Origin of the sequence: Pseudomonas sp. BO3-4, from assembly GCF_034044115.1 — a bacterium.
In the GTDB taxonomy this organism is placed as follows: Bacteria; Pseudomonadota; Gammaproteobacteria; order Pseudomonadales; family Pseudomonadaceae; genus Aquipseudomonas; species Aquipseudomonas alloputida.
Genome location: NZ_CP139018.1, coordinates 3,134,771 through 3,146,159, shown reverse-complemented (window position 1 = coordinate 3,146,159; position 11,389 = coordinate 3,134,771). Strand labels below are relative to the sequence as shown.

At 63.1% G+C, this 11,389-nt stretch carries 9 protein-coding genes; 5 read left to right on the top strand and 4 right to left on the bottom strand.

Annotated features, from left to right (window positions below; translation table 11 throughout):
* Positions 1 to 12: 12 nt before the first annotated feature.
* Positions 13 to 1,656, bottom strand: a complete 1,644-nt coding sequence (locus REH59_RS14675) for an acetolactate synthase large subunit (RefSeq protein WP_004576806.1) — start codon at positions 1,654 to 1,656, stop codon at positions 13 to 15.
* Positions 1,657 to 1,841: 185 nt separating this feature from the next.
* On the opposite strand from REH59_RS14675, the gene REH59_RS14670 reads away from it, so the two are divergent.
* Positions 1,842 to 2,723, top strand: a complete 882-nt coding sequence (locus tag REH59_RS14670; RefSeq protein ID WP_004374921.1) for a LysR family transcriptional regulator — start codon at positions 1,842 to 1,844, stop codon at positions 2,721 to 2,723.
* On the opposite strand, the gene REH59_RS14665 is transcribed toward REH59_RS14670, so the two are convergent.
* Positions 2,708 to 3,367 carry an alpha/beta hydrolase gene (locus REH59_RS14665; protein WP_014860139.1) on the bottom strand — a complete coding sequence of 220 codons (660 nt, stop codon included), beginning with the start codon at positions 3,365 to 3,367 and terminating at the stop codon, positions 2,708 to 2,710. The two genes, REH59_RS14670 and REH59_RS14665, sit on opposite strands and share 16 nt — an antisense overlap.
* 269 nt (positions 3,368 to 3,636) lie before the next feature.
* Here REH59_RS14665 and REH59_RS14660 point away from each other — a divergent pair, with 269 nt between their 5' ends.
* The 3 genes from REH59_RS14660 to REH59_RS14650 all read left to right on the top strand — a co-directional run bounded on the left by REH59_RS14660 (position 3,637) and on the right by REH59_RS14650 (position 6,827).
* A complete protein-coding gene (locus REH59_RS14660; RefSeq protein ID WP_128573648.1) occupies positions 3,637 to 4,821 on the top strand; it encodes an MFS transporter in 1,185 nt (394 codons plus the stop codon).
* Positions 4,822 to 4,883: 62 nt separating this feature from the next.
* The gene (locus REH59_RS14655; RefSeq protein ID WP_004374928.1) at positions 4,884 to 5,735 is read left to right on the top strand and encodes a LysR family transcriptional regulator; all 852 of its coding nucleotides are present in this window, start codon (positions 4,884 to 4,886) and stop codon (positions 5,733 to 5,735) included.
* Positions 5,736 to 5,831: 96 nt separating this feature from the next.
* Positions 5,832 to 6,827: an aldo/keto reductase gene (locus REH59_RS14650; protein ID WP_265536651.1), complete on the top strand. Its 996-nt coding sequence runs from the start codon at positions 5,832 to 5,834 to the stop codon at positions 6,825 to 6,827.
* Here REH59_RS14650 and REH59_RS14645 read toward each other — a convergent pair.
* Entirely contained in the window at positions 6,820 to 8,082 is a 1,263-nt protein-coding gene (locus REH59_RS14645) for a HAMP domain-containing sensor histidine kinase (protein WP_012052222.1), read from the bottom strand. The genes REH59_RS14650 and REH59_RS14645 overlap by 8 nt on opposite strands.
* Positions 8,079 to 8,780 carry a response regulator transcription factor gene (locus REH59_RS14640; protein ID WP_014860135.1) on the bottom strand — a complete coding sequence of 234 codons (702 nt, stop codon included), beginning with the start codon at positions 8,778 to 8,780 and terminating at the stop codon, positions 8,079 to 8,081. Before REH59_RS14640 ends, REH59_RS14645 begins: the two co-directional genes overlap by 4 nt.
* A gap of 197 nt (positions 8,781 to 8,977) precedes the next feature.
* Here REH59_RS14640 and bamA point away from each other — a divergent pair, with 197 nt between their 5' ends.
* Positions 8,978 to 11,341 carry an outer membrane protein assembly factor BamA gene (gene bamA / locus REH59_RS14635; RefSeq protein WP_098090454.1) on the top strand — a complete coding sequence of 788 codons (2,364 nt, stop codon included), beginning with the start codon at positions 8,978 to 8,980 and terminating at the stop codon, positions 11,339 to 11,341.
* The last annotated feature ends 48 nt before the right edge of the window (positions 11,342 to 11,389 follow it).

Below are 11,389 nucleotides of genomic sequence, written 5' to 3'. Positions count from 1 at the left end.
GCCTGTCAGGGCTTACACCGCCAGCGCGCGCTCACGCAGCTCGCTGTTGAGGATGCGGTCGTTCTCGCTGTAATCGACCGGGCAGTCGATCACGTGCACACCTGGGGTCTTGATGCAGTGCTCCAGCAGCGGCAGCAGGCCTTCGGCGCTTTCCACGCGGTGGCCGTTGGCGCCGTAGGCTTCGGCATACTTGACGAAGTCCGGGTTGCCGTAGTCCAGGCCGAAATCGGTGAAGCCCATGTTGGCCTGCTTCCAGCGGATCATGCCGTAGCCGTCGTCACGCAGGATCACCACGGTGATGTGCATGCCCAGACGTACTGCAGTTTCCAGTTCCTGGCTGTTCATCATGAAGCCGCCGTCGCCGCACACCGAGATTACCGGGCGGTCCGGGTGCACCAGGTGCGCAGCCATTGCCGATGGCAGGCCGGCGCCCATGGTCGCCAGGGCGTTGTCCAGCAGCACGGTGTTTGGCTTGTGCGCTTTGTAGTTGCGGGCGAACCAGATCTTGTAGATGCCGTTGTCCAGGGCGACGATGCCTTCGGACGGCAGTACACGACGGATGTCAGCCACCATGCGCTGTGGGTAGACCGGGAAGCGGTCGTCGTCGGCGCCTTCGGCGATCTGTGCTTCGTTGGCTTCACGGATGGCCATCAGGCGGGTGAAGTCCCAGTGCGACGTGTCGTTCAGTGCTTCACTGATCTGCCACACGGCGTTGGCGATGTCGCCGATCACTTCTACTTGCGGGAAGTACACGGCATCGACTTCGGCAGAGCGGAAGTTGATGTGGATGACTTCGGTGCCGCCACGGACCATGAAGAACGGCGGCTTCTCGATCACATCGTGGCCGATGTTGATGATCAGGTCGGCGGCTTCGACGGCGCGGTGAACGAAGTCGCCCGACGACAGCGCAGCGTTGCCAAGGAAGCGCGGGTGGCGCTCGTCGACCACGCCTTTACCCATTTGGGTGGTGATGAACGGGATGCCGGTCTTGTCGATCAGTTGCTTGAGGACCTTGGCGGTCATCTTGCGGTTGGCACCGGCACCGATCACCAGGATCGGGTTACGCGCGTTCTGCAGTTTCTCGACGGCAGCTTCAATGGCCACGTGCTCGGCCAGCGGGCGGCGGTGCAGGCTGCGCGGGATCGGCAGCGCGTCGGTCTGCTCGGCGGCGATGTCTTCCGGCAGCTCCAGGTGCACCGCACCCGGCTTTTCTTCTTCGGCCAGGCGGAAGGCTTCGCGCATGCGGGCCGGGATGTTGTCGGCCGAGGCGAACTGGTGGGTGTACTTGGTGATGGGGTCCATCATGCCGCACACGTCAATGATCTGGAAGCGACCCTGCTTGGACTTCTTGATCGGCTTCTGCCCGGTGATCATCATCATCGGCATGCCGCCCAGGTAGGCGTAGGCGCTGGCGGTCACCAGGTTGGTGGCACCAGGGCCGAGGGTCGACAGGCTGACGCCGGTCTTGCCGGTCAGACGACCGTAGGTGGCAGCCATGAAACCTGCAGACTGCTCGTGACGGGTCAGTACCAGCTTGATCTTCGACTTGCGCAGGGATTCGAGCAGGTCGAGGTTTTCCTCACCGGGAATGCCGAATACATACTCGACACCTTCGTTTTCCAGGCATTGCACAACGACATCGGCGGCCTTGGCCATTTGGGGTACTACCTCAAAATCTTTGTGGGATTGCAGATTTATTAAGCTGCGTGACTGAGATGTTGCAGGATGTCTCAGTGGCGCGCATCGTAGGCCCTCTGGTTAATAATAATAAATATATTGTTATGATGCTTAGCATCACAGTTCGTTATGAATGCATCTCGCATGAAAGGTAGCACCCCTCAATGAACCTCAAGGCATTGCGCTGCTGTGTCGAAATCGTCCGGCAAGGCAGCTTCACCAAGGCCGCGCAGCACCTGCACATCGCCCAGCCAGCGCTGAGCATGGCCGTCACCCGGCTGGAAGAAGAACTGGGGGTAACCCTGTTCAACCGCACCACGCGCAAAGTGATCCTCACGGCAGAAGGCGAGCAGTTCTTGCCGCGCATTGCCTCTGCCCTGCGCGAAATGGACGTTGCCCGGCAAGAACTGCGCGACATGGCCGACCTCAAGCGCGGTGAGGTGCGCCTGGGTATCCCGCCGATGTTCGGCCTGCACTACGTCCCCGGGTTGATGAACGCCTTCCGCAAGTCGTACCCGGGCATTGCCATGACCGTGTTCGAAGGCAGTGCCGAAGACATTGGCCATCGCCTGGAGCAACGGGAAATCGACTTGGCGCTGCTGGAGTCCCGGCGTGTACCGCCCGACAAGGAGTCGATCCTGCTGGGCAGCGACGAGATGCTGGCGTGCATGCACCCGGATCACCCCTATGCCGGCAAGGCCTACCTCACCGCCGAAGACCTGCGCAATACCGACATGGTGGTGTTCGATCGCACCTTCGTTCAACGCCATCTTCTGGATGCGTTCTTCGCCGAACATGGCATCACTTACCAGGTGGCGCTACAGAGCAACTTCGTCTCGTTGGTGGTGCAGGCCGCGCTGGACAACATGGGGGTGGCGACCCTGCTGCGCTCGGTGCAGCAACGCACGCCAGGCATCGTCGGCGTGCCGTTCCGGCCAGCACAGCAGATGAGTTTCCGCTTGTGCTGGCGCTCGGGGGAATACCTGTCGCTGGCCAGCAAGCGGTTCATCGACTTTGCTGCACAGACGCATTACCTGGAGCGGTGAGGGCCAGTCTTCTGGGCGAGATGAGCAATCACCTGCTCCGCGGCACGCCCCAGGCAGCCTTTGAAAAAGTGATTGGCACCGGCGTATACCGACACTGCCCGTTGTTCAGGGCCAGCCCATTGCAGCAGGTTGGCCAGCGGTGCCATTTCATCCTGTTCACCCTGCAGTAACAGGCAATCCCCAGGCAGCGGCAATGGCTCGTAATAGCGCCCTCCCGGTACATCCCCCACCGGCAGCCCCAACAATGCGACTGCCTGCAACTGCCCTTCCAGCGCACAGGCAACCCGGGCGAACACGTAGGCCCCAAAGGAAAACCCGACCAGGGCTACCGGCAGCTCGGGCTGTTGCTGGTTGACGTGACGGATGACCGTGATGCAATCCTCGGCTTCACCGATGCCCTGGTCGTGCGTGCCTTGCGTCTGCCCCACCCCACGAAAGCTCGGCCGTACCACTTGCCAGCCGGCTGCACGCAGCTGCCGTGCAAGGGTCAGTGGCACGATATGCCGTGGGCTACCGCCCAGCAGCGGTTGCGGATGGCTGACCAGCACCAGCCCTTTGGGTGGTCCGTCGGGGTAGTCGATCAACAGCTCGATCTGGCCGACGGCCCCATCGATAAGCAGCGGGTTGCGCGGGGTATCTGACATTGCAGTTGTCCTTGTGAACCGAGTGCGTGGCGCGTGTACACACCGTTTGCCGAGGGTTGGCGCGTCACCGCCCGCAGTCTAAAAGAGCAGGCGTACCCGCTGCCACAGGATCCCGTCACTTCAGCCAGGGGCATAGCAAGCGCGCCCGCACACTGAGCAGGAAACGGGCTGCAACGTCGCGGAAGCCGGGGCAGCATCCTCGACGTTGCAGCCATCGATTGACTATTATCCCGCCTTGAAAGTTTCAGCATGTTTCAATAGGGATACAAATGTCAGTCCAGGAACGCCCCCCGCTCCCCAGTAAACACACCGTCGCCAAGATGGAAGCCGCCATGGCACTGGGCAGCTTTGCCATCGGCACCGGCGAATTCGCCATCATGGGCCTGATGCCCGACATTGCCAGCAATTTGCAGTTGAGCGAACCGCAGGTGGGCCATGCCATCAGCGCGTATGCGCTGGGGGTAATGGTTGGCGCCCCGACACTGGCCATTCTCGGTGCCAAACTGCTGCGCAAGCACATGCTGCTGCTGTTGATGCTGCTGTATGCCGTGGGCAACCTGGCCACTGCCTTTGCCCCCTCGTTCGGTGGCCTGGTCGCATTTCGTTTCATCAGCGGCCTGCCCCACGGCGCCTACTTCGGCATTGCCGCAGTGGTGGCCTCGAGCATGGTCGCCAAGGATCAGCGCGCGGGGGCCGTTGCCCGGGTGATGATGGGCCTGACCTTGGCCATGTTGCTCGGCAACCCGGTTGCCACCTTCCTGGGCCAGTACTTCGGCTGGCGTTCGGCATTCGTGCTGGTCGGCGCGATCGCCCTGTGCACCATCGCCCTGGTCTGGCGTTTCGTGCCCCAGCGCCACGACGAAACACGCAGCGACCCGCGCAAGGAGCTACAGGCCTTTGCCCTCCCACAGGTATGGATGGCGCTGGCCATCGCTTCGATCGGTTTTGCCGGCATGTTCTGCGTGTTCAGCTACCTGGCACCGACCATGCTGCACGTGACCCAGGTGTCGCCACAGTGGATTCCGTTTGGTCTGGCGGCGTTCGGCGTGGGCGGTATCGTCGGCAACATCGCTGGCGGCAAGCTGTTCGACCGCCTGCAGTTCCGCGCCGTGGGCTTGGTACTGATGTGGTCGGTCGCCGTGCTGCTGTTCTTTACCTTCGCCGCCCAGGCGCTGTGGAGCCTGCTGCTGGGCATCGGCCTGGTGGGCACCATGATCGCCCTGGCGGCACCGCTACAGATCCGCCTCATGGACATTGCCCATGAGGCACCTAGCCTGGCAGCGGCGTCGAACCATGCGGCGTTCAACCTGGCCAATGCCCTGGGGCCATGGCTGGGAGGCATGGCGATCACTGCCGGCATGGGCTGGACCAGCACCGGGTACATCGGCGCCGCGACTGCGCTGGTTGGCCTGGGCATCTACCTGGTGGCGCGGCGGATGAAAGGCGGGCATTGAAGCCGGCAGGGTCATAAAGGGTTACCCTACCCCTTTATGCACCCGCCACTGCCGAGTCATTCATGTTCGATTGGGAAGACCTGCGCCATTTCTCCGCCTTCAGCTCGGCCGGCTCGCTGTCGGCCGCTGCCAAGACCCTGGGTGTCGACCACGCCACCGTGGCCCGGCGCATCGCCTCGCTCGAAGCTTCGCTCAAGCTCAAGCTGGTCGACCGACGTCCCCGCGCCTATGCCCTCACCCACGAAGGCCAACGTGTTGCGGAACTCGCCGAGCAGATGGCCATGTCCTCGTTTGCCCTGGCACATTTCGCCAGCGCCGGCCAACAGACAGTGGAAGGCGAAGTGGTGCTCTCGGCACCACCGGCGCTGCTGGGCAGCATCGTTGCCCGGCGCCTGGGCGAGCTGTACCAGCGCTACCCACAGCTGCGCCTGAAGCTGGTAGGCAGCAAATCCAAGGCATCCTTGGTCCGCCGCGAAGCTGACATCAGCATCGCCCTGGCCAGGCCGACAGAGCCAACTCTGGTGGTCAGCCTGCTGGGGCACCTGGATTACCGGCTGTATGCCTCGCCCGGTTACCTGGCCAGCGCAACGGTCAGACGCTACATCGGCTACGACGAGTCTCAGGCCCGTTCCCCACAACAGCAATGGCTCAACCTCCAGGCCGGCCAGCAGCCGTTCGCATTGCACAGCAATGACCTGCGCATCCAGGCCCAAGCCTGTGCCGGCGGCATCGGCATCGCCTGCCTGCCCGCGTTCATGGCACAGGAACACGGTCTGAAAGAAGCAGGCAGCGCCCAACAGACAATGAGCATCGAAATCTGGCTGGCCGTGCATGAAGACGTGCGTGCCACGCCGCGGATCAAGGCGGTTACCGACTTCCTTCAGCAACAGGTGCGGCCGCTGCTACGCTTGTGAATTCTTGCAGATGGCGCATGCATCAATACGGAATTTTCGCACAACCCTGCCAGCGTTAGGCTAACTCCATCACTCACGCCCTTGAAGGAGACGACGATGCAGTACGTAAAGCTGGGTAGCACTGGGCTGGACATTTCAAGGCTGTGCCTGGGCTGCATGACTTTCGGTGACCCCGACGCCGGCACTCATCCCTGGACCTTGGGCGAAGACGCCAGCCGGCCGATCATTCGCCATGCCGTCGAGCAAGGCATCAACTTCTTCGACACTGCCAACAGCTATTCCGCCGGCACCTCGGAAATCATCCTCGGCAAACTCCTGAAGGAGTTTACCCGCCGCGAAGAAACCGTGATCGCCACCAAGGTGTTCTTCCCTGCCAACATGTGGGAAGGCGCCAGCCGGCCCAATGAGCAAGGCTTGTCACGCAAGGCGATCATGGCCAACATCGACGCCAGCCTCAGCCGCCTGGGCACAGACTACGTCGACCTTTACCAGATCCACCGCTGGGATTACCACACCCCCATCGAGGAAACCATGGAAGCTCTGCATGATGTGGTCAAGGCCGGCAAGGCGCGCTACATCGGTGCATCGTCGATGTATGCCTGGCAGTTTGCCAAGGCGCAGCAGGTAGCCGCCAGCCATGGCTGGCGCCGCTTCGTGTCGATGCAGAACTACCTCAACCTGATCTACCGCGAAGAAGAGCGAGAGATGATCCCGCTATGCCTGGATCAAGGCGTCGGCCTGATGCCCTGGAGCCCGATGGCGCGCGGCCGCCTGACACGACCGCATGGGCAGCAAACCCAGCGCACGCGCACCGATGTGTCCGGGCAGTCGTTCTATGAAAAGACCGAGGTGGAGGACGGCCGGGTAATCGATGTGGTCGAGCAGATCGCCAGCGAACGGGGGGTGCCGATGGCACAGGTTGCGCTGGCCTGGGTGCTGGGTAGGGCCGGCGTTAGCGCCCCTATCGTCGGCGCCTCGAAGCCCGCCCACCTGGACGATGCCCTGGGCGCACTGTCACTGCAGCTGAGCGAGGACGAGGTGGCGCGCTTGCAGGCCCCTTACGTTCCCCACGCGGTCACCGGCTTCAAGTAGCAATGGCTTGCGGCAGTTCGATGCGCACCCGCAAGCCCCCTGTGGCGGCGGCCAGCGCGGTGATGCTGCCACCGTGCAAGGCGATGGCACGCTGGGCGATCGCCAGCCCCAGGCCGAAGCCGTCGCTGCTGTCGGTGCCACGGTCGAACGGTTCGAAGATGCGCTGCAGGCGCGCCGGGTCGACGCCCGGGCCATGGTCGCTGACGCACACCTGCAACCATTGCCCACCTGGTGCCGGTGCGGCCTCCACCAATACCGCCGTGCCGGGCTTGGTGTAGCGCACGGCATTGCGGATGACGTTCTCGAAAGCCCGGTACAGGAGCTCTTCATGGCCATGCATGAGAAACGCGCCCTGAGCCAGCAAGGACACCTGGCACTGCTTCATGCCTGCCTCGAAACGGGCATCCTCGACGATCTGCGCCAGCAGTTCGACCACATCCACGCTGGCGAAGTCATTGTTGCCTTGACGGGACTGGGCACGGGCCAGGGTCAGCAGTTGCTCGATCAGGTCGTCCATGCGCCGCGACTCGCGCTCGACCCGCTCCAGCATGTCGGGCCGGTCGGGTTGCTGGCGCATCAGGCCGATGGCGGCATGCATGCGGGTAAGCGGTGAGCGCAGCTCATGGGAAATATCATGCAGCAGGTTCTGCTGGGCCTGCACCAGGGCCTTGAGCTGGCCGGCCATGCGGTCACAGTCCTCGGCCAGGTCGACGATTTCGTCACGGCGCTTGCCCAGCCGCGGCCTGACCCGCACATCGAAACGGCCTTGGGCAACCTGGCCCATGGCCTCGCGCAGCCAGGTCAGCGGCCGGGTCAGGTAAAAGCTGCACAACAGCGCGAACAGCGCGCTCATCACCGCCCCTGTCACAAACGGGCCAAGGTTGCGTGGGCGCGGTGCCATACCGACACGGGTGGCCACCGAAGCGCGCAGCACCAGCGGGCGGCCGTCACGGTCGAGCAGTGCCTGCTCGAAACGCGCCACGTGCACCGTTTGGCCAGCCAGCAAGCGGCCTTGATCGTCGTAAAGGCCTACTTGCACATCCTGCGGCTGTGGCGACACGTCCAGCAACTGGCGGCCGGCCCGCTCGCCATGCCGTTCGAGCAATTGCAGCTCGGTGGCCAGCAGCGAACGCAGCCCGGGTGTATCGCCGCGCAGCTCATTGAGCATGAAGGCCCCCGCCCCCACCAGGAAGGTCAGGGTGTTGGCCAGCCAGAACGCCAGGAACAGCTTCCAGAACAGACGCCGGCGCATCATTCGACGATCAGCATGTAGCCCATGCCGCGCACGCTCTGTATCCAGCTGCTGCCATCGGCACGCGGGCCAAGTTTTTGCCGGATGCTGCTGACGTGCACGTCGATGCGTCGGTCATAACGGGTCAGCGGCCGGCCCAGGGCATTGAGCGACAGGTCCTGCTTGCTGACCAGCTGACCGGCCTGGCGCGCCAGGGCTTCGAGCAGGCTGAACTCGGAGCCGGTCAGTTCCAGCGTGGCTGCGCCCCAGCGTGCCTCGCGCCGCCCCGGCCACATTTTCAATGCGCCGCTGCGTACCTGTTCAGGTACCTCGGGCGCGCTGGTTTCACCCATCAGGTGTGGCTGCACGCGGCGCAGTATCGCCCGCAGGCGCGCCACCAGCTCGCCAGGAGAGCTGGGCTTGGGTACATAGTCGTCGGCACCCAGCTCAAGGCCGGCGATGCGGTCGATGTTGTCGCCACGGGCCGTCAGCAGCAGTACCGGCACCTGGCTGCGCGCGCGCACGCGGCGTAACACTTCGATGCCCGAAATGCCGGGCAGCATGACGTCCAGCACCACCACCTGGAAGTCACCGGACAACGCCTGGGTCTCGCCTTCTTCGCCGGTGTCCACGGCCGTTGCCTGGAAGCCTTCGCGCGCCAGGTACAAAGAGAGCATTTCGGTCAGTTCGCGGTCGTCGTCGACCAGCAGCACAGGGATCATCAGGGCCAGATATCGCAATTGCAGGGGGGGTAATGATCGCCCTACGCGCCGGCACTGTCACCGCCGGCCGGTCGGACTTTACACATCTTTACCCTCGGCTAACCGCGCCGTACACAGCCCGCCCGTATCCTCATCGCCCGCTGCTTGCGGGTTGCCCGCGCTCGCCTCCCTCCAAATCCGCTTGTCTGGAACCCCCGATGAACTACCCGCGCCTGTTGCTCTCCATCCTGCTGCTGAAAGCCACGCTGGCCCAGGCCTCACCGTTCAGGATCGCCGACATTCGCGTCAACGGCCTGCAGCGGGTTTCCGCTGGCAGTGTGTTCGGTGCCTTGCCGCTGAACGTTGGCGACCAGGCCGACGACCGCCGCCTGGTGGACTCGACGCGTTCCTTGTTCAAGACCGGGTTCTTCCAGGACATCCAGTTGAGCCGCGATGGCAATGTGCTCATCATCAACGTGGTCGAGCGCCCGTCGGTGTCGAGCATCGAGATTGAAGGCAACAAGGCGATCAGCACCGAAGACCTGATGAAGGGCCTGAAACAATCGGGCCTGGCCGAAGGCGAGATCTTCCAGCGTGCCACCCTCGAAGGTGTGCGTAATGAGCTGCAGCGCCAGTACGTGGCCCAAGGCCGCTACTCGGCCGAGGTCGACGCCGAGGTGGTGCCGCAGCCGCGCAACCGTGTGGCGCTGAAGATCAAGATCAACGAAGGCACCGTCGCCGCCATCCAGCACATCAACATCGTGGGCAACAACGTATTCGATGATGAGACCCTGGGGCAGCTGTTCGAGCTGAAGACCACCAACTGGCTGTCGTTCTTCAAGAACGACGACAAGTACGCCCGTGAAAAACTCTCCGGTGACCTGGAGCGCCTGCGTTCCTACTACCTGGACCGCGGCTACATCAACATGGACATCGCCTCCACCCAGGTGTCCATCACGCCGGACAAGAAGCACGTCTACATCACCGTCAACATCAACGAAGGCGAGAAATACACCGTTCGCGACGTGAAGCTGTCCGGTGACCTCAAGGTGCCGGAAGACCAGGTCAAGTCGTTGCTGCTGGTGCAGCCGGGCCAGGTGTTCTCGCGCAAGGTGATGACCACCACGTCCGAGCTGATCACCCGCCGCCTGGGTAACGAAGGCTACACCTTCGCCAACGTCAACGGCGTGCCACAGCCGAACGACCAGGACCACACGGTCGACATCATGTTCGTGGTCGACCCGGGCAAGCGTGCCTACGTCAACCGCATCAACTACCGCGGCAACACCAAGACCGAAGACGAAGTGCTGCGTCGCGAAATGCGCCAGATGGAAGGTGGCTGGGCGTCGACCTACCTGATCGACCAGTCCAAGACCCGCCTGGAGCGCCTGGGCTTCTTCAAGGAAGTCAACGTCGAGACCCCGCAGGTGCCTGGCACCGACGACCAGGTCGACGTCAACTACAGCGTCGAAGAGCAGGCCTCCGGCTCGATCACCGCCAGCGTCGGTTTCGCCCAGAGCGCCGGCCTGATCCTGGGGGGGTCGATCAGCCAGAGCAACTTCCTCGGTACCGGTAACAAGGTGTCCATCGGCCTGACCCGTTCGGAATACCAGACCAAGTACAACTTCGGCTTCGTCGACCCCTACTTCACCGCCGACGGCGTGAGCCTGGGCTACAACCTGTTCTACAACACCACCGACTACAGCGATTACTACGACGATGGGGTTTCGTACTATGCAATCAACAGCTACGGCGCCGGGGTCAGCTTCGGCTACCCGATCAACGAAACCTCGCGCCTGACCTACGGCCTGACCCTGCAGCACGACGACATTTCGCCCGGCACCTACAGCGCTGACGAGATCTACGATTTCATCTCCCGCGAAGGCAAAAGCTTCAACAACCTCAAGGCGTCGATCGGTTGGTCGGAATCTACCCTCAACAAAGGCGTGCTAGCCACCCGGGGCCACTCGCAGAGCCTGACGCTGATGGCTACCACCCCTGGCAGCGACCTGTCGTTCTACAAGCTCGACTACGACGGCCAGGCTTTCCTGCCGGTCACCAGCAACACCACGCTGCGCCTGCACACCAACCTGGGCTACGGCAACGGCTATGGCTCCACCGACGGCTTGCCATTCTATGAAAGCTACACCGCCGGTGGGCAGGGCTCGGTACGCGGGTTCAAGGACGGCACCCTCGGCCCGCGCAGCACACCGGCTACCGGGGCCTATTCCAGCGCTGGGCAGGCTTACTATTCCGACCGCGACACCGATGTGCTGGGGGGTAATATCCTGATTACCGGCGGTGCCGAGTACCTGTTCCCACTGCCCTTCGTGAAGGACCAGAGCCAGCTGCGCAGCTCGGTGTTTGTCGATGCCGGCAACGTATATGCCGACACCTGCTACCTGTCCACCACCCAAGGCTGCGGCAGCGTCGACCTGGCGCAGATGGCTGTGTCGCTGGGGGTTGGCGTGACCTGGTACAGCCCGATGGGGCCGCTGAGTTTCAGCCTGGCGGCGCCATTGAAAAAGCCGGATAACGCCGAAACCCAGGTGTTCCAGTTCTCGTTGGGGCAGACCTTCTGAGGCTGCTCATGAAATGAACCGCGCAGCACGGGGGTTGAGCATTACCCG